Source organism: Rhizobium sp. AC44/96 (genome assembly GCF_001692185.1).
GTDB lineage: Bacteria > Pseudomonadota > Alphaproteobacteria > Rhizobiales > Rhizobiaceae > Rhizobium.
Window position 1 is genome coordinate 139,341 of sequence record NZ_LXKO01000005.1, and the last position, 19,152, is coordinate 158,492.

General features: G+C 59.8%; 20 protein-coding genes. 4 read left to right on the forward strand and 16 right to left on the reverse strand.

From position 1 onward, the window contains the following. Positions 1 to 2: 2 nt before the first annotated feature. The 7 genes from A6U87_RS08225 to A6U87_RS08255 all read right to left on the reverse strand — a co-directional run bounded on the left by A6U87_RS08225 (position 3) and on the right by A6U87_RS08255 (position 7,287). Positions 3 to 293 (reverse strand): hypothetical protein, encoded by a 291-nt coding sequence (locus A6U87_RS08225; RefSeq protein ID WP_065690767.1) that lies wholly within the window; start codon positions 291 to 293, stop codon positions 3 to 5. Further along, the gene (locus A6U87_RS08230) at positions 280 to 1,905 is read right to left on the reverse strand and encodes an MBL fold metallo-hydrolase (protein WP_065690768.1); all 1,626 of its coding nucleotides are present in this window, start codon (positions 1,903 to 1,905) and stop codon (positions 280 to 282) included. The genes A6U87_RS08225 and A6U87_RS08230 overlap by 14 nt, the downstream gene beginning before the upstream one ends. A gap of 97 nt (positions 1,906 to 2,002) precedes the next feature. Further along, positions 2,003 to 2,386, reverse strand: a complete 384-nt coding sequence (locus tag A6U87_RS08235) for a BON domain-containing protein (protein WP_342587880.1) — start codon at positions 2,384 to 2,386, stop codon at positions 2,003 to 2,005. Positions 2,387 to 2,478: 92 nt separating this feature from the next. Beyond that, positions 2,479 to 3,417, reverse strand: a complete 939-nt coding sequence (locus A6U87_RS08240) for an ABC transporter ATP-binding protein (RefSeq protein WP_244499453.1) — start codon at positions 3,415 to 3,417, stop codon at positions 2,479 to 2,481. Positions 3,418 to 3,591: 174 nt separating this feature from the next. Further along, on the reverse strand, positions 3,592 to 6,213 hold the full coding sequence (mgtA, locus tag A6U87_RS08245) for a magnesium-translocating P-type ATPase (protein ID WP_065690769.1): 2,622 nt from the start codon (positions 6,211 to 6,213) through the stop codon (positions 3,592 to 3,594). 56 nt (positions 6,214 to 6,269) lie between these two features. Then, positions 6,270 to 6,668 (reverse strand): DUF5335 family protein, encoded by a 399-nt coding sequence (locus A6U87_RS08250; protein WP_244499449.1) that lies wholly within the window; start codon positions 6,666 to 6,668, stop codon positions 6,270 to 6,272. A 106-nt stretch (positions 6,669 to 6,774) separates the two neighbouring features. Then, positions 6,775 to 7,287 (reverse strand): Hsp20/alpha crystallin family protein, encoded by a 513-nt coding sequence (locus tag A6U87_RS08255; RefSeq protein ID WP_065690771.1) that lies wholly within the window; start codon positions 7,285 to 7,287, stop codon positions 6,775 to 6,777. Between the two features lie 653 nt (positions 7,288 to 7,940). On the opposite strand from A6U87_RS08255, the gene A6U87_RS08265 reads away from it, so the two are divergent. Then, positions 7,941 to 8,591, forward strand: a complete 651-nt coding sequence (locus tag A6U87_RS08265; RefSeq protein ID WP_065690773.1) for a BON domain-containing protein — start codon at positions 7,941 to 7,943, stop codon at positions 8,589 to 8,591. 256 nt (positions 8,592 to 8,847) lie between these two features. Then, on the forward strand, positions 8,848 to 9,306 hold the full coding sequence (locus A6U87_RS08270) for a pyridoxamine 5'-phosphate oxidase family protein (protein WP_065690774.1): 459 nt from the start codon (positions 8,848 to 8,850) through the stop codon (positions 9,304 to 9,306). A gap of 81 nt (positions 9,307 to 9,387) precedes the next feature. On the opposite strand, the gene A6U87_RS08275 is transcribed toward A6U87_RS08270, so the two are convergent. Next, on the reverse strand, positions 9,388 to 9,621 hold the full coding sequence (locus tag A6U87_RS08275) for a hypothetical protein (protein ID WP_065690775.1): 234 nt from the start codon (positions 9,619 to 9,621) through the stop codon (positions 9,388 to 9,390). 235 nt (positions 9,622 to 9,856) lie between these two features. On the opposite strand from A6U87_RS08275, the gene A6U87_RS08280 reads away from it, so the two are divergent. Beyond that, a complete protein-coding gene (locus A6U87_RS08280) occupies positions 9,857 to 10,597 on the forward strand; it encodes a Crp/Fnr family transcriptional regulator (RefSeq protein WP_065690776.1) in 741 nt (246 codons plus the stop codon). Between the two features lie 13 nt (positions 10,598 to 10,610). Continuing rightward, complete coding sequence (locus A6U87_RS08285) at positions 10,611 to 12,518, forward strand: PAS domain-containing sensor histidine kinase (protein WP_065690777.1); 1,908 nt, start codon at positions 10,611 to 10,613, stop codon at positions 12,516 to 12,518. A gap of 9 nt (positions 12,519 to 12,527) precedes the next feature. Here the strand turns inward: A6U87_RS08285 and A6U87_RS08290 are convergent, their stop codons facing one another. The 8 genes from A6U87_RS08290 to A6U87_RS08325 form a co-directional block, all read right to left on the reverse strand. Next, positions 12,528 to 13,217, reverse strand: coding sequence for a CBS domain-containing protein (locus A6U87_RS08290; RefSeq protein WP_065690778.1), 690 nt, complete (start codon positions 13,215 to 13,217; stop codon positions 12,528 to 12,530). Positions 13,218 to 13,259: 42 nt separating this feature from the next. After that, the gene (locus tag A6U87_RS08295) at positions 13,260 to 13,715 is read right to left on the reverse strand and encodes a host attachment protein (RefSeq protein WP_065690779.1); all 456 of its coding nucleotides are present in this window, start codon (positions 13,713 to 13,715) and stop codon (positions 13,260 to 13,262) included. A 142-nt stretch (positions 13,716 to 13,857) separates the two neighbouring features. Next, a complete protein-coding gene (locus A6U87_RS08300; protein WP_065690780.1) occupies positions 13,858 to 15,270 on the reverse strand; it encodes a trypsin-like peptidase domain-containing protein in 1,413 nt (470 codons plus the stop codon). Between the two features lie 139 nt (positions 15,271 to 15,409). Further along, a complete protein-coding gene (locus A6U87_RS08305) occupies positions 15,410 to 16,759 on the reverse strand; it encodes a HAMP domain-containing sensor histidine kinase (RefSeq protein ID WP_065690781.1) in 1,350 nt (449 codons plus the stop codon). After that, positions 16,756 to 17,433, reverse strand: coding sequence for a response regulator transcription factor (locus A6U87_RS08310; RefSeq protein ID WP_065690782.1), 678 nt, complete (start codon positions 17,431 to 17,433; stop codon positions 16,756 to 16,758). The genes A6U87_RS08305 and A6U87_RS08310 overlap by 4 nt, the downstream gene beginning before the upstream one ends. Next, a complete protein-coding gene (locus A6U87_RS08315) occupies positions 17,430 to 17,996 on the reverse strand; it encodes a cytochrome b/b6 domain-containing protein (RefSeq protein ID WP_065690783.1) in 567 nt (188 codons plus the stop codon). Before A6U87_RS08315 ends, A6U87_RS08310 begins: the two co-directional genes overlap by 4 nt. A gap of 1 nt (position 17,997) precedes the next feature. After that, positions 17,998 to 18,264: a PepSY domain-containing protein gene (locus A6U87_RS08320; RefSeq protein WP_065690784.1), complete on the reverse strand. Its 267-nt coding sequence runs from the start codon at positions 18,262 to 18,264 to the stop codon at positions 17,998 to 18,000. A gap of 96 nt (positions 18,265 to 18,360) precedes the next feature. Beyond that, entirely contained in the window at positions 18,361 to 19,152 is a 792-nt protein-coding gene (locus A6U87_RS08325) for a sulfite exporter TauE/SafE family protein (RefSeq protein WP_065690785.1), read from the reverse strand.

Below are 19,152 nucleotides of genomic sequence, written 5' to 3' on the forward strand. Positions count from 1 at the left end.
AGCTACCGGGAGCTGGCTTCCGCAACGGCGGACTCCAATAGCTGCAAGGCGTAATCTGCCGTCGACTTCTCATCATCGGCGCAGAGCTTCAACGCGCGGCACCGGTTCTTCAGATCTCGCAGGATCCGGCGCCGAACTCTCTCGATGACAGGCGCATGCTCCTTCTTCAGAAGCTCCTGCAGGCAGGCGACGGCGACCAGCTCTGACACCAGCAGCCTGCCTTCCACTTCGCCCTGCGTGGGAACGGCGAAGTGTTCGCCGGCGGGTTTGAAATCCCGGTCAGTGCACAGCATTGTGGTTCTCCTTTGCCTTGGTGTCTTCGTCGCCAGGGTCGAGCGCGCGCCTGACCTTGCGAAGGATCACAGCCCGGCCTTTCTGATCGGCGGCTTGGCTCAGACGGTCGGAGAGGTCGAGGACGAAGCTCTGGAAGTCGTTATGCCAATCCGGGCGACCAAGTTGCTCGGGTGCAAGCCGGACATGGGCTGCATCTTCGATCAGACGCGCGCCCTCCCTGGTCAGGGAGAAGCTGTCATCGAGCCGGGGCTCCATCACAGGGACCGTCAGGGATTTTGACAGGCGGCTCGTGAGCGCGCTACGCGCTTCCGGCTCACCATGGACCAGAAATACTCCCTTGCCGATCGGCGCCCGGGCCGAAACCCATTCCTCCAGATCCGAGGCATCCGCGTGACCACTATAGGCGTCGAAGGCTACGATCGTCGCCTGCACCTGAATCTCGTCGCCCTGGATTCGCACCACGCGGGCACCATCCTGCAGGATGCGTCCAAGAGTTCCCGATGCCTGGAAGCCCACCAGAAGGACGGTGCATTCCGGTCGCCAGAGCCAGTTTCGCAGACGGTGACGGATACGCCCCGCTTCGCACATGCCGCTCGCCGCAATGATGATGTGGAAACCACGGACCAGATCGAGCGCCTTCGACTGCTCGGCGGACTCGGTGAACCTGACGTTCGGCGCGTTGAGAGCACGTATGAAGGCGGCCGCGTTGGCAAGCTCTCCGGCCTGGGCCTTGAACACCTCGGTGGCCCTCGACGCCAGTGGCGAGTCGATCATGATCGGCAAACGCGGCAGGCTGCCGTCGTCCATCAACGCGATGAGATCCGTCAAGACCTCCTGGGTCCGCTCGACGGCAAAGGACGGGATCAGAAGCGCGCCGCTTGGGCTGTGCGCCTTCGCGACGATTTCCTTCAGGCGGTTGCGGCGTGCATCCTGCGTCAGGTCCTCGCGCTCACGGTCTCCATAGGTGCTTTCGCAGATGAGATAGTCGATGCCTGAAGGAGCCTGGGGCAATCCCTCCAGCAGTTTGAAGCGGGTGCCGACGTCGCCGGAAAATAGCAGGCGTCGCGCATCGTCTGCGCCCGGCACCTCGATCTCTATGGAGGCGGATCCGAGCATGTGGCCGGCGTTCCAGAAGCGGAACCTGATCCCGTCGCCCATGTCCCGCCATTGCAGGTACGGCACGCTGATGAACTGGGGCAGCACCATGCGGGCGTCGTCGGCGGTGTAAATGGGCTCCACGGGAGCGCGTGAGCGCCTGCGGCTGCGGCGGTTGAGCTGCTTGACTTCGGACTCCTGGATATGTCCGGAATCCTGCAGCATGACCCCGCATAGTTCCATGGTCGGCCGCGTGGCGTAGATCGGCCCGCTGAAACCCTCCTTCGCCAGCTTCGGAAGGAGACCCGAGTGATCAATGTGAGCGTGTGTCAGGAGAACGGCATCGATCTCCGTCGGATCGAAGGGGAAGGGGCGGTAGTTAAGCTCTTTTTCGCTTTTCGAGCCCTGGAACATGCCGCAATCGATCATGATCCGGCGATCTGCAGCCTCCAGAATGAAGCAGGAGCCGGTGACAGATCCGGCTGCGCCATGGAAGGATAATTTGGGGTCCGGCATGTTCCACCTGTCAGCGTTCGGGCAGAGCATAAAGGAGAGGGGCATGCCGTCCTTGATGAAGGTCAATCTGTGAACGGCATGCCGAACTAAAACTGTGTCAGACGCGATCTTCCTCACCGACTGGCGGTGGCAGCGCCACTCCATAGTAGGGGTCGATCCATGTCAGATGGTCGGAAATCGCCGTTACACCCGGCACATTCTCCGCCGCGACCTTCGCAGCCAGTCTTTCCCGTTCGTCGAAGATGGTGCCGGCCAATTCCGCGACACCGTTTCTGACCCGGCAGCGGATGAAGCCATTCTTGCTCGAGATCTGCTTTGCGAGCTCGGCTTCGACGGCGAGCTGTATCTGAGCATCGGCGGTCGATGGAGCCGACGGTCTCTGCATCCTTGTCAGCGCGCGAAGCAGATCCGACCGCGCGATGATCCCGACCAGCTTCCCGTCCGAAATGACCGGCAGTCGCTTCACGTCGTTTCGTTCCATCAACTGTGTCACGCTTCAGCAGGAGGTCGTCAGGTTCGGCCCAATGTTCCTTCGCCACCGGCTGCCTCCGTCGTTTGCCCGACCACGTCCGTCTAGTTCGCTCCACCACTCGACGGGCGCTGATCGAGGGCGCTCGCGTCGCGGATCAGTTCGTATTTCACCTGAGTGACGCGCAGGTCGCGATACCAGTCGACGAGCGCGCCCCAGGGGTCGGACACCTTGTTGAGGCCGGCGATGAAAGCGACAACCGTCCCGATCTCGATCTTGCCCGTGATGACGTAGTAGCCGCCGAGCGCGAAGATCCCGGCGTATCCGAGCTGAAACATCAGGTTCATCAGGAAGTTGAGCGAATACTTCAGCTTGTAGATGCTCATATTTGTCGAGAAGAGACGTTGCACGCGGGCGGCCTGATGCTTCGGTGATTTTGGCGAGGAATGGTCGACCATTTCCTCACTCAGGTGCCGCATGACGGTGATCTTCGTTTTCACGCGCTGATTTATCAGCCCCTGAAGAACCGGGACGAGGATGGCCTGGGGAACGAATACCGCGATGACGGCCAGGGCAAGCAGCGGCTGCAGATAGATCATGTAGCTGCCGACAGCGAGGAGCACGCCAGCCTGCAGCACCGGTTCGGATATGCTGGTGCCAACGAAACCGCCAACCGGCTCGGCCTCAGCAAGCACGATCGACATTTCGATGCCCTCGGCTACCGTCGTGAGCCCCTCGGCATGGCGCTCGCCGGCATCGATGACCACCATGCGCAACCAGCGGATGGCAACTTCACCAATCCAGCCACGATATACGTTGAGAACGAGCTTGATCCCGCCTTCGCTCAAGACCAGCGCCAGGTAGGCGGCGACGAGAACGAGGATTGCGTTTAGGCTGGCTCCCTGCGTCGCGTCATTCACGATCCGCCGCTGGACCTCGAGCGGAAGGATGCCCACGGCAAACAGGAGAACTGACAGCAATACCAGCAGCGCCTGGTGACCCCGCCCCATCCTTGAAATGAAGCCGGAGAGCTTTCGCGGCATCGTCGCATCTGCCTTGTCGGATCGCACGTCGGCCTCCGTCTCCTGCTGCATCAGCGCCTCGCGTTGGCTGCTCTCTGCCCCCATCACAGTATCCTTTTGCTAGCACATTCAGCCAGATCGCAGCATTCTCTTCATTGATACATCGCAATTGGGCACCCGCAGGCCGCGCCGCGCCTACAAGCCCCATCTCCGGACAAACCAAAGTTTCGCAAGATGCGCGAATACTGCGTAGAGAAGCAGGATGACCACGAGCAGTGGCCAATACGGAAGTGGCAGCGGAACGAACCCAAGCGCTGCGCCGAGGCCAGTCGTGGGCAGGATGACACCCACGGCCGCAACAAGGAGACTGGCGGTCATCAATGCCGTGCTGGCGGAGCTCTCGATGAAGGGTATGCGCGACGTCCTGATGACGTGGATGATCAGCGTCTGCGTCAGCAGCGACTCCACAAACCATCCTGTCTGGAATAACGCCGGGCTTGCCCAGGCATTGAAGACGAACAGCATCATGGCGAACGTGACGTAGTCGAAGATCGAGCTTACGGGGCCGAGCAGCACCATGAACCTGAAGACGCCGGCTATATCCCACCGCCTTGGCGAAGCGACAAATTCATCGTCGACCGTGTCTGTCGGAATGGCTGTCTGCGAGAGGTCGTAGAGCAGATTGTTGGCGAGCACCTGGATTGCGGTCATAGGCAGGAATGGAAGAAAAATGCTCGCGCCCACGACGCTGAACATGTTTCCGAAATTCGAGCTTGCGCCCATCCTGATGTACTTGGTGATGTTGGCGAATACCTTGCGGCCCTCGATCACGCCATCGCGAAGCACGAGCAGGTTTTTTTCCAGGAGGATGATGTCGGCCGACTCCCGGGCAATGTCGACGGCACTATCGACCGATATGCCAACGTCGGCGCTCTTCAGCGCGGGGCCGTCATTGATGCCGTCGCCCAGAAACCCGACGACGTGTCCGCTTGCCCGCAGGAGCTGAACGATACGCTCCTTCTGGTCGGGCGTGAGTTTGGCAAACACGGTTGCCCTTGCCGTCGCGGCCGCGACTTCGCCGTCCGTCATCTTGCTGAGCAGCGGGCCGAGAACAATATCCTGTGCATCGATGCCGACGTCACCGCAGATCTTGCGGGTGATGACCTCGTTATCGCCCGTCAGGATCTTTACGCGTACGCCACTGGCTTCGAGCGCGGCGATCGCCTTCGATGCGCTCTCTTTTGGCGGGTCGAGGAAGGAGATGTAGCCGAGAAGAACAAGGTCTCTTTCGTCTTCGACGCCGTAGCTCGGCCTCGTTTCATTCATCTCCCTGTATGCTACCGCGACCACCCGAAACCCGCTCTTGTTCAGTAATACGGTCTCTTGCTTTGCCGTCTCCAGGTGCCCGGAATCGAGGGTGCCGATGACGCCTGCGTCCTCGTATCGTGTAGAGACGTCGAATATCTCCTCAACTGCCCCCTTGCAGATGAGGACATGCTTGTCTTGTTCATCGGAGACAATCACGGACAACCGGCGGCGCGAGAAGTCGAACGGGATCTCTCCCACCTTCTTGAAATGTTCGTCAACGCGGAGCGCTTCATGGACGTCGCCATGCTCCAGGACGGCGACATCCAGAAGATTCTTCAGTCCGGATTGGAAATAGCTGTTGAGGTATGCGTAGTGCAGCACACGCGGCGAGTCCTCGCCATGAATGTCGACATGCTGCTTGAGGATGATCTTGTCCTGCGTCAGCGTGCCGGTCTTGTCGGTACACAGAACATCCATTGCGCCGAGGTTCTGGATTGCGTTCAACCGCTTTACGATCACCTTGGACTTCGCCATCGCCAGGGCGCCTTTGGCGAGGTTAACCGTCACCGCCATCGGCAGCATTTCAGGCGTCAATCCGACAGCGACCGCCACCGCAAAAAGCAAGGCCTCCAGCCAATTTCCTTTGGTGATGCCGTTGATGACAAAGACGAGGGGGCCGAGGACAACGGTCACGCCGATCATCAGCCAGGTGAACCGCCGGATGCCGCAATCGAATGCCGTCTCCTCCTGCTGCGCCGCGACCTTTTCGGCCAGTGCGCCAAAGAAGGTGTTGGCTCCTGTCCGGATCACCAGGGCCCGGGCGAAGCCGCTTACAACGTTCGACCCCATAAAACAGAGATTGCTCCGGTCCAGAGCCCCCTCGATATTGTCATGACAAGGAGCCGCCTGCTTTTCGACCGGCATTGCCTCGCCGGTCAGCGCGGACTGGTTGACGTAGAGATCCGTGGCCTCGAGCAGGCGGACATCGGCCGGCATGAGATCACCCGCCGAAAGCTGCACCACATCTCCAGGCACGAGGTCTTCGACAGCAATTTCTTCTAACGTGGAATGCACATCCCGGGGTCGATGCACGGTCGCAGTGGTCTTCACCATCGCGCGCAACTGCGCCGCCGCCTGACTGGAACGATGCTCCTGGATGAAGGCCATGCCGACAGAAAGGACCACGATTGCGAATATGACGATCGAGGCTCTGACGTCTCCGAGCGTATAGGACACGAATGCGAGAACCAACAGCAGCGCATTCAGAGGGCTCTTGGCGCGAGACCAGATCTCGGCAAGCAGCGGCATACGCTGCTCCCGGCTGACAATATTCGGCCCGTATTGATCGCGCCGGAGCTGAGCCTCGGACGATGATATGCCTACTTGGCTTGAACGAAGCAGCTCGCAAGCCTTGTCCTGCGAGCTCCCGCTTATGGTCGCGAGGTCTTCCAGATCACGCGTGGCAGCGGTACTCGCCTCGAAGTTCACTGTCCCCGCCCTCACGTTCATCGATCGCGAGCCTCCAGTTCATCCGCGCATCGGGCGCCGATTAGATACGGCATCGACTAGGCGAATGTCATGAGTTGATGCCGGTCTCCAACGTCGACCACCTCGATGGCGAGGATCTTGCCGTTATCGTCCTGCACCGAGACCTTTTGCGGCCGATCAACAACGTGGGTCATTCCCTTGACGGAGATTTCGAGGGCATCCTCTTTCGGTTCGTATGTCGCACCGATTAGTGAAGCCGAGCGCACCAGAACTTGGTCGCCGAGCGCTTCTCCGAGGACCTCGATCTTGATTGTTCTTCCCTCGACGGCCTTTCCAAGCCGCGAGAAGTATGCCGGCCAATCGGCCTTCGAAAGCACAGTGACGCCCATCGTCTCGTCTCCTCCTGATCGCTCCTCAGCGCAGTATCCGGCAGCTGAAAGCAGTGCATCTGTCGTGCGTGATGTCTCGTTGATCATTGGCCTGATCCATTCCTGTGACCTCCGCCAGCGCGGGAAGGCACAGCGCGTCCAAAGGCAGGTAGCGCAGGGTGGTGCCACGGATGCGCGCCACCCTTATGCGGCCTCAGCTGGCTGTGATCTCGATCTTCCGATCATTGCGCTTTGCATTTGGGGTTTTCGGAAGCGTGACCTTGAGAACGCCCTTGGCGAAGGCTGCTTTCACCTTGTCGGCGTCAACATATTCCGGAAGCTGGAAGGACCGCTGGAATGAGCCGTAGTGCCGCTCCGAAACATGATAGGACTTGTCCTTTTCTTCCTTCTCTTCGGACTTTTCTCCGCGGATCGTCAGGACGCCGTTGGCCAGCTTGACTTCGATGTTCTTCTCGTCAAGTCCTGGGACCTCCGCGGTGATTTCGAAGGCATCGTCCTTCTCGACCACATCGACAGCCGGCGACACGACCCATTCGTTTGCAGCCCGCCCTGAGAATGAGCGGGTCAGCGGGCGCCATGAAGACGGACCGAAGTCGTCGAACAGGCGGTCGATCTCCGTCCGCAGTGATTCAAAGGGCGACCAGAAACCGCCTTGAGCCGGGGCTGGCGGTTTGGGTTCTGTTTTGACAGGGAATGTATCTGGCATGATCGTCTCCTGTGTACCGGGAGATCCGGAAGCCGAATCCCACTACAGTTGCGCTCGAAACCGAGCCCAATGATCAAAGCATGTCCGATAATTCGGAACCTTGATCCCGGTCAAAGAAGAAGGTCAGTCGGTTCGCCATACTCCCGCGGTCTCAACGACCGAGGAGCATAGTGATGTTTGTCCGACACCCCCAACGCCATCAAATGCAGCTTGAGCCGCCACAGACTCTCGAACAGCACAGTTCGCTCCCCGACTTCATTGTTGAAAAGAGCAGCGAGAAACATTGGGAGGTGTCGGTCAGCACTCAACGCGGGCTTCATTGGATTTCAGCCAACTATTCCGGCCGTGTTGCCGACGAAAGCGGTCGGCTATGCTCGATGTCATTGTCCGAGGTGAACGATTTTCTTCGCCGGGTGCGCAGGAACGGTCTTCGCACTCGGTATTGCGGTCCCCATAGGGTCGAGATGCTGTGATTGTAGCGGCGGAGCAATGGCCTCGCTCTCGATTGGCAAGCCGCATGAAATTCGCGCTGGAGCTATTGCCGGAACCTCGGCGGACAATTTCGTCTGGTTTGATCAAACGCAATGTGACCTCGGCAAAACGGGAGGATTCTCAGCGGAAATCTCGTGGAAGCTGTTCAACGGAGAAGTGTCATGAACGATCTCGCAATACGGCAGGACATCATCGACGAACTTGGCTTTGAGCCGAGCGTCGATGCAGCCAATATCGGCGTCGCTGTGGAGGAGGGCGTTGTCACTCTTTCAGGCCATGTCGGCAGCTATGCGGAGAAGATTGCCGCCGAGATGGCCGTTAAGCGGGTCAAGGGCGTACGCGCGCTCGCCGAGACACTTGAGGTGCGGTACGCGGGGCGCAAGCAGCATGCCGACGACGAGATCGCCGCCCGCGCTCTCGATATCATTGAATGGGATGCGCTTTTACCAAACGGTGCGATTGACGTCAGAGTTCAGAAGGGCTGGGTGACGTTATCGGGCGAGGTTCCGTGGCACTTCCAGCGAATTGCGGCGGAAAAGGCAGTGATGAAGCTCGGCGGTGTCATCGGCGTGACGAATGTCCTGTCGATCAAGCCCGCGGCGTCGATCCCCGACGTGAAAAGCCGCATCGTGGGTGCGTTGAAGCGCAACGCGGAGGTGGAGGCAGACCATATAGAGGTCGCTGTTGCCGGCGGTAATGTTACGCTGAAAGGCGGCGTTGCCGGCTGGCGTGAGCGCACCGCCGCGGAGCGGGCGGCCTGGTCGACGCCCGGCGTTATCAGCGTCACCAACAACCTCGCCGTCACCGGCTGAGCCCATTCGTACCCAACATTGGTGGGGCTGGATCCAGCCCTGCTGAACGCGCGGAGTCGCCAACATGCACGCCCAAGATGGCTATAGATGGCTGCGATGGTTCTTGCTCGATCACGCGTTGCTTTTTGTCCTCATCCTGATGATCGCGACGATATTGAGCGTTCTCTTCTACCGCGCGGATGGCGATTTCACCCGATCAGATTCTCATCTCCAAAGATCGGTCGACGATCGTCTTTGATTGAACGGAGCGATTGAAATGTCGATGGCCCTCAAAAACATGACGCATGCGGAATGCCTTCAAATGCTGACAGCCGCTCATTTCGGCCATTTGGGCTGTAGCAACGACGGGCAGCCTTACATCGTGCCCATCTACTTCGCGTTCCAGTCGAGAGTGGCGTACAGTTTCTCGATGCCGGGGCATAAGGTGGATTGGATGCGGCAGAACCCGAAGGTGTGCCTCCAGGTAGAAGAATGGAAGACCAAGGGAGGCTGGCAAAGCGTGGTGCTGGACGGCACTTTTCAGGAGTTCCCGGATAACGATGCCTGGCACGAGGAACGGCTTCACGCGTGGACGTTACTCCAGAAACACATGAACTGGTGGGAGATCGGGTCGATGAAGCCGGACGAGGTCGCGCCGGCGCACGCATCACCGCATCTCTTTTACGGCATCTATATGAACGATATCTCCGGCCGCGTTGCGATCCAGACCGACTAGGGTTTTCCGGTTCGTTGTCGTGGAGCGCCACATCGCCAGCGCGCCACTGTCGGACGCCGCTCGGCATGCCGAAGCGCCAGACTACTGGAGGGTTTGGGGCATCTTTGCGGATACCTGCCCGGGCGGAACTCGGGCGATAAGCAATCGCGAGATGTCATCGATGCTGATTGCACCATCCTGGTAGATTGCGATCGCTGCCGCGCAGACGTGGGACGAAATCGTCTCGTCCAGTGGCAGATGATAATGCCTGTACCAGTTCTGTACCGCGACAGACAGTTTCTTGAGGTCGGTTGATGTCAGCGCGGGATGGTTCATCGGTCGTTCTCCGCTTACGTTCTCCTCATTGTTTTCTCATCCGGCCTCGATGGCCTTGACCCATGTCAAAACGTGGCGCGTTGGGTTCTCCTGAGTTGAGAAGATTTGTTCGTCGCAGGGCGGGGCAGCCTTGTCACACAACGTCACACATTTGCACCAAGAGACACAGAAGCGGCATCACGATGTGACGTTGCGGCCATCTACTGCAGTCATCATGATTGGAGGAAGCAACATCATGCTGGCGAGCAATCTCAATATCCGCCCCCTCTTTGAAGAAGCAGCAACGGTGGACGAACCCTGCGGGCTCGCGATGCTTTTCGTACGCAACCCTATCGAGCGTGTGGCGCCAGGACAGATCGTCTTTTTCGAAGGCGATCGCGCGCTCCACCTTTTCGTGATCCGCGAGGGCAACTTGCGCATCTGCCGCCAGCTTCACGACGGGCGCCGGGTTATCACGGGATTTCTCGCGAAGGGCGATGTCGTCGGTGTCTCATTCAAGAACCGCTACCTGTATAGCGCCGAGGCCTTGGACAACGTCTCGTTCCAGCGGCAGACAAAAGTGGAATTCGAAAAGCAGCTGCTCGCGAGGCCCGACTTGCGCCCCATGCTTCTGACCCAACTTTGCGACGAGGTTGCAGCAGCTCAGGACCAGATGGTGCTCTTGTCGTGCCGCAGCGCGGAAGAGCGCCTGTGCAGCTTTCTCCTCGCCCGCCTGCAGAAGAGCATGGCGCAGAGCTACGAGCCGAACGTGATCAACCTTCCCATGACGCGGCTGGACATTGCGGACTATCTCGGACTGACGATCGAGACAGTCTCTCGCACGATTACGAAGTTGGCCGGGCAGGGCATCCTGTCGGCTGGACGCAGGCATGAAATACTCGTGCTGAAAAAGTCGGCGCTTGTGCAACGGGCCGGAGAAGACGAAGCTGACGGCGATGACACCGTTGACGATGCGCCAAGGCACTATCATCACTAGAAAGTAGGCTTCAATGCCAGCTGATGTCACAGCTCCGTTTGCACCGGCACAGGATCTCGATGTAATCGCGCGCGTCTTCGACGATATCAGCGTCATCATTCACGGCGTGGATGGCGTCATCAGTCACTGGACCTCCGGCTGCGAACGTCTTTATGGCTGGAAGCGGATGGAGGCCGTGGGGCAGGTGGTCCACAGGCTGCTCCGCACGAAGCTGCCGCGCTCGATCGAGGATATCCGCAGGGATGTCTACGCCGGCCTGACCTGGGAAGGCGACGTCGTTCACCATCACAAAGACGGACATCCCATGACGATTGCCACGCGCTGGGTGGTCTTCGACGCGAATTCGCCTGCGCCCGTCGTCATCCAGACGAATACGGATGTTTCGGAAACGCGCAAGGTCCAGGAGGACCTTGCCGGGCGCGAGGCGCACCTGAGATCCATCCTCGCAACCGTGCCGGATTCGATGGTCGTCATCGATGAAACAGGATCGATTGCCTCCTTCAGCAGCGCCGCCGAACAGCTGTTCGGCTACTCCTCCCGCGAGGTGATCGGCCGAAACGTGCGCATGCTGATGCCGTCCCCCTACCGCGAGGAGCACGACAGATACATTGCCGACTACCTGCGCACCGGAAAGGCCAGGATTATAGGGCTCGGGCGTGTGGTCAAGGGACGCAAGAAGGACGGATCCATCTTTCCGATGGAACTGTCGGTCGGCGAAACGGTGACCAACGACACACGGATATTCACCGGATTCATTCGCGATCTGACAAGCCGCCAGCGTATCGAGGAGGAGCTTCGGCAATCACAGAAGATGGAAGCCGTCGGACAGCTCACCGGTGGGATCGCCCATGACTTCAACAACCTTCTGACCGTGATCAGCGGCAATCTCGAGATGCTCGAAAGCAGCCTGCACGATGAAGCACAGAAGGAACTGCTGCGAGAGGCGCAGGATGCGGCGGACGACGGCGCCAAGCTTACCAGCCAGCTTCTTTCCTTCGGTCGGCGTCAGCCCCTCGATCCGAAAAGCGTCGATGTCGGGTCTCTCTTGTCCAGCTTCTCCGAACTTCTACGGCGGACGTTGGGTGAAGCCATCGAGCTTCGAACCCGCATTCGGGGGAGTGGTCATACGGCATTGGTGGACAGCTCGCAGCTTCAAAACGCCTTGCTCAACCTGGCGCTCAACGCCCGGGACGCGATGCCGACCGGCGGAAGCCTGACGCTGGAGATCTCGCGGGCTCAACTGGATCGGGACTATGCGAACATGTACCCCCAGGTGAGGCCGGGCGATTATGTCCTGGTGGCCGTGACGGATACGGGAACCGGGATGTCCGAGGAGGTGAAGGCACGGGCCTTCGAACCGTTCTTCACGACCAAGGGAGTGGGGTCAGGCACCGGCCTTGGTCTCAGCATGGTCTATGGTTTCGTCAAGCAGCTGGGCGGACACATCCAGCTCTACAGCGAGATCGACAAGGGAACGACGATCCGCATCTATCTGCCCGCAGTCGGCGCTGCGCCGATGCGCGATCCCCGGGATGCGGCAAGGCCGGATGCGCAGCTCGGCGGACGCGAGAAAATCCTGGTCGTGGAAGACGACGAGCGCGTGCGGCGGATTGTTGTTGCGAGGCTTACCAAGGCCGGCTACTCCGTTATCGAAGCGTCGACCGGCGCACATGCGCTTGAATTTCTGTCGAAGGACGAGCCGATAGATTTGCTGTTCACGGATATCGTGATGCCGGGGGGGATGACGGGGGACGAACTTGCGCGCAGGGCCGTGTTGCTCCGACCCGATCTGAAGGTGCTGTTTACGTCGGGCTATGCCGAGCCGAGCATAGCCCGTCGCCCGATACCGAAGGCGAGCTGGTTGAAGAAGCCCTATACCGCGCAGGATCTTGCGATCCGCCTCCGGCAGCTCCTCGACTGATCGCCGCCATCAGGCCGGCGGCTTCATGCGGCTCACCATATGACGAGCGATCTGGATATCGCTATGCACACCTCTCACACCGGGCACGCTTTCTGCCGCGACTCTTGCTGCCTCGCGCTCCATCGGCGTTTCAACGTCGCCGTGAAGGCTTGCCAGTCCGTCCTGCACCGAGACCTGCACGTTCGCGGGTCCAATTGCCAATTCGGTTTCCAGCCTGGCCTTCACGGCCGTCCGGATCGCATCGTCGCCGAGAGCAACTAGGCTCGAAGGCTCGTTCATTATTGCGTGCATGAGGTCACTGCGGCTAACCATGCCGACCAGACGGCCTGCGTCCACGACCGGGACGTGCTTGATGACATGCGCAAGAAGCAGATCGGCAATTTGCGTGATCGTTGCAGTCGGTAGCGCGCTGATGACCGGCGTTGTCATGACGTCCTTGATGCGCCAGCTCCGTGCCTTGATGTAATCCGCCAGCGCATCATTGCGATCCCGCGTGTTCGGAACCGGACGTCTGCCGCCCGCGGAGGAGATGCGGCGCAGGAGGTCGCCCTCCGTCACGATCCCAACGAGTTGTCCCTTGTCATCGACGACCGGGACTGCCCCGATCCTACTTGCGTTGACGATGTCGATCGCACGCCGGACGTTCTGATCTTCTCCGATCGTTTCGACCGGACTGGTCATGATGTCCCTCGCAAACATGGTGGCACCTCCTGTTGGCAGCGCGGCCGATGGCGGAGATCTTTATTGGTTGAAGGCCCGCAATCGGGACTCGATCTCGGAGACCCGCATCTTCGTGAAGTCTTTCGCGATCTCCGCAACGATCGCGCTCGTCGACGCAGGCTTGAGATGTGATCTCAGAAACCCCATCGCGCGTGGTGGAGCGATCAGGAGAAGCCGCTTGACCGCGCCGCTGGCAATGTCGCTATCCATCTCCGCGGCCACGCCGGCGAGGAAAGCCTGTTCCGCGCGGTCGTGCAGATCAGGAGCCTCGACGGCGCTCCTGATGCCGCTGACGGAGCCGTAGACCCGCCCCGGTCGATCGTCCCCCAGATCGTGTGTTGCCGCGCCTTCGTTGATTGTCGTTCGAACTTCGACAAGGTTGAAGTCTTGCGCATCCCCGTCGTTGCGCAAGAGCAGTGCCTTCGATCCGTCACACACGAGAATCCAATCCTGCGCGCGAATTCGTTCCCTACTCATCTCCTCGTCCTCCTTCGCAGGGCCAGTTTTGACTTCGTAGATCCAATCTACCGATCGAGCAGCGGCGCTGCATTGCACTGGATCAAACTTGCGTCACCAAGCGCCCATGGGCGAGGGCGGCAAGTTTTATCGGCGATGCGGTCTACCGCTTCAACACGAAAAAGGTCTTGTGATCGTCCCGAAAAACTCCGAGGAGCAGGACGTCCGTCGCGGCCTCTGACAGGTCGACCACCATCTGCGGCGTCGTCGCGTTGGTCTGGTTAACGCTGATGATGACGTCGCCTGGCTGCAGGCCGGCGGCTGCGGCGGGGCTGCTGTCTGAAATAGAGGAAATCACGGCACCCTGCACCTTTCCGAATGCGTCGGATGCGCTATCGAGGGTCTGCAGCGTGGTCTGGTCGAGCAATCCCGCGCCATCCACATAGTCGACAGATCCACTCGTCGCGTCCGCCGCGGAGGCGGTTCCTAGTCTTGCCGTGATCTCGGCTTTGCCGCTGCGTCGTAGGACAGTCAGCTTCACGACGGTTTCCGGTGGAAGGGCCGATATCCGTGCGCTGAGTTGCGCCGCGCCGGAGATCGACACGTCGTCGACGGCAGCGACAATGTCACCTGCGATGAGACCGGCCTTTTCGCCCGGAGATTGAGGGAGGACCTCATTTATCAGGGCTCCGGTGGTGGCATCGACGCCAAGGGCCTTTGCGAAATCCGCGCTGCTATCTTGAACCTGCACGCCAAGCTGGCCACGGCGAATTTCTCCATGAGCAACGAGTTCGCGCATGATCACACTCGCGGTGTTGATCGGCACCGCGAATCCAATGCCTATGTTTGCTCCGGACGGTCCGAGGATTGCCGTGTTGATGCCGACGACCTTGCCCTCCAGATCCACGAGTGCACCTCCGGAGTTGCCGGGGTTCAAGGATGCGTCGGTCTGGATGAAGCCCTCCTGTGAACTCAACCCCAGCCCGGATCGATCCAGCGCGCTGACAATGCCGAAGGTCGCGGACTTGCCCAAGCCATAAGGGGTGCCGATTGCGACAACGTAATCGCCAACCTTCAGAGAACTGGAATCCCCCAGCACGGCCTGCGCCAAACCAACCGCCTTGATCTTGATAACGGCCAGGTCGGTTTGCCCGTCGGTTCCAACGGTCGCCGCGTCGTAGGTTTCGCCACTGGCGATCGTCACCTTGATGGAGGTGGCGCCTTCAATGACGTGGTTGTTCGTCAGGATGTAGCCGTGCTGCGCATCCGTTATAATCCCGGCTCCCGTGGTCTCGGAGGTCTGGCCCACGGCGGTGCCACTCGACGACGGTCGGCTCTGTGCTCCTGGTGTCAGGTATAGCGTATCATCCTGTTGGTCTGCCGATTTTCCGCGCACCGATATGCTCACGATCGTCGGAATGACACGGCTGAGCATCGGTGCAAGAGACATCGGCGCAAGAGATGCAGAGAGCGGTTGTCTCGCATCGGCAATATCAAACGAGCCGAGGATGAAGAGCAGTGCACCGACGGCCATTGCCACGCTGCGCAAACGGTAGGGGACGCAATCGCCGGCCATGGCTCATCTCCTGTCTCGAAAGAGTGCAGGAACAGGCTTAGGACAAAGCGTGGCAGGCGCATTGATCAAGCGCAAACTGGCATGTGGCAGTCTGTCGACGAGCGGTAAAAGTCGCTTGCCGATCGATCGGCGCCGTCCCCTATTCGTGGCGGAATGGGACGTGTTTGGGCTGATCGGCGAGAGTGATCTCGAAGACGTGCCCCGACCTGGTCGTCGACTGCCGAAGGGCGCCTCCGTGCAATTCGGCGATCCGCGCGACGATTTTCAAGCCGATGCCCAAGCTGTCGGCGTGATCGGTTGTCTTTGCTTCGGCTCGGATTTCGCCCGCATGCCGATCCTCGACGCGGATCTTGTTGCTGCCCACGTGCACAACGATGGCCGTCCCCTTGGGTGTATGGCGTACAGCGTTTTCGACGAGGTTGCGCAAGGCATCCTTCAAGAGAGCGGGTGCGCCCCGGATAGATGCAGTCGGCACCTCGGGACTGAACTCGAGCGAATGATTGTGCTCGTAGACCCAGGGGGCGAGCTGCTCGACGACGGAGGACGACAGTCCAACTAGATCAATGGCTTCGAAGATACCGTGGTCAAAGCTATCGAGACGGGCGAGGGTGGTCAGCTCCGCGACAAAGCACACGAGGTCGTCCAGATCGGCTTCTGCCCTGCGGGCGCGAGGATGATCGATGTTGCCGAGCTCAAGCTTCATGGCAGCGAGAGGCGTGCGGATCTCGTGCGCGATGCCCGATGTGAATAGCTTCTGCGAAGCCATCAGTTCGCCGACGCGCTCAAACGCGCGATTCACGGCGATCGCGAGGTGGGCGACCTCCCGTGGCATTCCATCGAAATTCAGGTGCGAGCGAGCATCCATCGGATCAATGCTGTCGGCAGCGTCCGCAGCGGCGCGGACAGGCTTCAGCGCCTGACGGACGGACAACAGGGTAGCCCCGAGTACCAGGACGAGCAGAATGCTCATTGGCACCAGCATATGTTCGATGACTTCGTTCCAGAATACGGAGGAGACCACATTCTGCGGATCATCGATCGTTGCGACATCAACGACGAACCGTTGATTTCCGATCAGGAACGCGCGGCCGCCGACCAAGGCCAGTGGCTTGCCGGGTCGCAGAGATCGGAGCCAGAAATCCGGCGGGTTGACGTCGGCTGGAAGGAAGCGGTTTTCGCAGGCTTCGTCGCAAGACTCGAATACCAGCGCGCCGCTGGCGTCGCGAATTCGAGCGACGTAGCCGGTCGATCGCTCGTGGTAACGCTGCCTGACATTATCGGGGAGCCGATATTGCACGCTTTGGCCATCGATGGTGATGCCTGCGGCCAGCCGCTCGGTCTCCTGTTCGACGAACAGACGCGACAGCTCGCCGACATTCCAGTAGTAGTCCGAGAAAATCACGGCAAGCTGCAGGACCATGGCCAGCACGGCGAAGAATGCGATCCGTTTTGTCAGGATCGCGCCGAGGGTAGGGTGAGCGCGGCTCACGCGCGTTCCTCGCGCATCATGTATCCGACGCCCCGGACCGTTTCGATCGACGAGCCGGTTGGATGGCCTTCAAGCTTCTTGCGCAGCCTGGATACCGCCAGTTCGACGGCATTGGTGCTTCTCTCGTCGCCGTATTCCGAAAATGCGTGCTCTATCTTGGCCTTGGAGACAACCCTGCCGCCATTGCGCATCAGGAGTTCAAGCAGATCCTTCTCTGAAGGGGCGAGCGCGATGTCGACGCCTGCACAGGCTACCCGTTGCGAGGCGACCTCGAATGTGAGGTTGGCGAATTCCAATGTCGGCATGGTCGTGTGCGGGGCACGGCGTATCAATGCACGAATGCGCGCGATGAGTTCTCCGTTGTGGAAAGGCTTCGCGAGGTAGTCGTCGGCGCCTGCGTCCAGGCCAGCGATACGCTCGTCGATCGCTCCGCGCGCCGTCAGTACGAGGACGGGCGTCTGAACTCTTGCTGCTCGCAGTGATTTCAATACGTCTATTCCGTCTTCATCGGGCAACCCCAGATCAAGAAGCAGCAGATCGTAGTCGGCACCGTCAAGCGCAAGACGGCCCTCCTGTGCTGTCTCGAAAGCGTCGATCTTCCAACCCACGCTTCTGATGGCTTCGCAAAGCAGTTCGCGAAGCCGCAAGCTGTCCTCGATCAGCAGAATTCTCATGCTCTCTTTCGACCAGTAACCATCGACCAGACCAGATTTTCCCTGTGCCTCCAGCTTTCGACGACGGCGGCGCCGGCATGGATGAAGGCGAGCACCATGATGCTGTTGGCGATCGTACCATGCAATTCCTTCAGCCACTTTTCTCCCCAGAAGGCGTCGAGCGTCGTCATCCAGCCGGTCAGGGCGGTTGCTGCCAGCAAGGCCATCAGGCAAAGCATCATCACCGAGGCAAGCGGGTTATGGCCGACATATCGCTTCTCGTTCCTGTCGACGATATCGAGGATCTGACCAACCACTTTCGAAGGGGTGGGCAGGAAATCACTGAAGCGGGAATGTTTCGTGCCGACGAAGCCCCAAACAACACGGATGATGATAGCGGCGGCCACGACATAACCGGTGACGCGATGCCAGTATTTGCCCTCCTCAAGGATGAAGAGGTTGAGCACACATGCGGCGACCACGGTCCAATGAAACGCCCGGACAATGGGATCCCAGACCTTCACCGTGCGCTGGGCGGAGGTGGAGGGCACTGAGCCCTCCTTCTTCTTAGAGACGGATGTCATATCAGTCGCCCTTCTGGGCAATGGCGCCGGACACCGGATTGAAATAGACCTCTGCCCGATTGCCGCTCTTGTCCTTGCCGTAGATCTCGTAGCAATTGCCCGTGATCTCGAAGGTCTTCACCTTGTAGCCCATGGCGTCGATCTTCGCCTTCATGGCGTCTTCCGACATCCACTTGGACTTCGGCTCGGCGGTGCAGCTCGGGCTGGCGAGCGCCAACGCGGGTGTTGCGGATACGATGGCGATAGCGGCGATAAGCTTCAGCGTCATGAAAAATGTCCTCTGTTGGTGCCCGTTGCGGGCGACGGGGACATCGATACGGCTGCCAAGCTGTCGGTTTCCTGTCGGCGTGTCGTTTTGCCGATATCAGGCAACAGAGGGCTGTCCGACGCTCCGATAGATCATGTAGGCGGCGACCGCGAAGATGAGTGCTGCGAACAGGCTGTTCAGAACGCCCTTGCGCGCCGAAAGATGCCTGGCGAGATTGGCGCCGACCAAGCCTCCGACTACGCCGCCAGCTATGAAAACCGCCGCAAGCAGCCAGTCCACATATCCGGACAGGGCATAGTTCAGCGCTGTCGTCAGCCCGAACGCGGTAACCGCGACAAGCGACGAACCGATCGCGAAGATGATGGGCATTCCCGTCGACGCAATCAGGCCGGGAACGATCAGAAAGCCCCCGCCGATGCCGAAGAAACCGGAGAAGATGCCAGTCAGTCCGCCAAAGCCGGCGACTTTGTGCACGTTTTCTCGTGAGCATTGCGCCCCCGGGTCGCCGTCTGCGCCCCGCTTGCGGAGCATCAGAATGCCGATGACGAGCATGAGAAGAGCGAAGAGGAAGAGCAGCTTCTGTCCATCGATCATCTTCCCAATACTCGAGCCAATGAACGCACCGATGATGCCTGCTACACTGTAGATGCCCGCGCAGCGCCATTTGACGTTGCCAAGCCTCGCATGCCCGAGAAGGTTGGCGAATGCGTTGGCGGCGACCGCGAAGGCACTCGTTCCAATCGCCAGGTGAGCGCTCGGAACCCCGACGAGGTAGACCATCAGGGGAACAGCAAGGATTGACCCACCACCGCCGAACATTCCGAGTGTGAATCCGACAACTGCGCCGGAAACGGCCCCGAGATTATATTGCATTGGATCGAGGTACAT

What these genes read in the sequence shown, in the direction of transcription:
- A6U87_RS08225 (WP_065690767.1), bottom strand. Translation starts at nt 293, where the DNA reads ATGCTGTGCACTGACCGGGATTTCAAACCCGCCGGCGAACACTTCGCC.
- A6U87_RS08230 (WP_065690768.1), bottom strand. Translation starts at nt 1,905, where the DNA reads ATGCCGGACCCCAAATTATCCTTCCATGGCGCAGCCGGATCTGTCACC.
- A6U87_RS08235 (WP_342587880.1), bottom strand. Translation starts at nt 2,386, where the DNA reads ATGGAACGAAACGACGTGAAGCGACTGCCGGTCATTTCGGACGGGAAG.
- A6U87_RS08240 (WP_244499453.1), bottom strand. Translation starts at nt 3,417, where the DNA reads ATGCCGCGAAAGCTCTCCGGCTTCATTTCAAGGATGGGGCGGGGTCAC.
- mgtA (WP_065690769.1), bottom strand. Translation starts at nt 6,213, where the DNA reads ATGAACGTGAGGGCGGGGACAGTGAACTTCGAGGCGAGTACCGCTGCC.
- A6U87_RS08250 (WP_244499449.1), bottom strand. Translation starts at nt 6,668, where the DNA reads ATGATCAACGAGACATCACGCACGACAGATGCACTGCTTTCAGCTGCC.
- A6U87_RS08255 (WP_065690771.1), bottom strand. Translation starts at nt 7,287, where the DNA reads ATGCCAGATACATTCCCTGTCAAAACAGAACCCAAACCGCCAGCCCCG.
- A6U87_RS08265 (WP_065690773.1), top strand. Translation starts at nt 7,941, where the DNA reads ATGAACGATCTCGCAATACGGCAGGACATCATCGACGAACTTGGCTTT.
- A6U87_RS08270 (WP_065690774.1), top strand. Translation starts at nt 8,848, where the DNA reads ATGTCGATGGCCCTCAAAAACATGACGCATGCGGAATGCCTTCAAATG.
- A6U87_RS08275 (WP_065690775.1), bottom strand. Translation starts at nt 9,621, where the DNA reads ATGAACCATCCCGCGCTGACATCAACCGACCTCAAGAAACTGTCTGTC.
- A6U87_RS08280 (WP_065690776.1), top strand. Translation starts at nt 9,857, where the DNA reads ATGCTGGCGAGCAATCTCAATATCCGCCCCCTCTTTGAAGAAGCAGCA.
- A6U87_RS08285 (WP_065690777.1), top strand. Translation starts at nt 10,611, where the DNA reads ATGCCAGCTGATGTCACAGCTCCGTTTGCACCGGCACAGGATCTCGAT.
- A6U87_RS08290 (WP_065690778.1), bottom strand. Translation starts at nt 13,217, where the DNA reads ATGTTTGCGAGGGACATCATGACCAGTCCGGTCGAAACGATCGGAGAA.
- A6U87_RS08295 (WP_065690779.1), bottom strand. Translation starts at nt 13,715, where the DNA reads ATGAGTAGGGAACGAATTCGCGCGCAGGATTGGATTCTCGTGTGTGAC.
- A6U87_RS08300 (WP_065690780.1), bottom strand. Translation starts at nt 15,270, where the DNA reads ATGGCCGGCGATTGCGTCCCCTACCGTTTGCGCAGCGTGGCAATGGCC.
- A6U87_RS08310 (WP_065690782.1), bottom strand. Translation starts at nt 17,433, where the DNA reads ATGAGAATTCTGCTGATCGAGGACAGCTTGCGGCTTCGCGAACTGCTT.
- A6U87_RS08315 (WP_065690783.1), bottom strand. Translation starts at nt 17,996, where the DNA reads ATGACATCCGTCTCTAAGAAGAAGGAGGGCTCAGTGCCCTCCACCTCC.
- A6U87_RS08320 (WP_065690784.1), bottom strand. Translation starts at nt 18,264, where the DNA reads ATGACGCTGAAGCTTATCGCCGCTATCGCCATCGTATCCGCAACACCC.
- A6U87_RS08325 (WP_065690785.1), bottom strand. Translation starts at nt 19,152, where the DNA reads ATGTACCTCGATCCAATGCAATATAATCTCGGGGCCGTTTCCGGCGCA.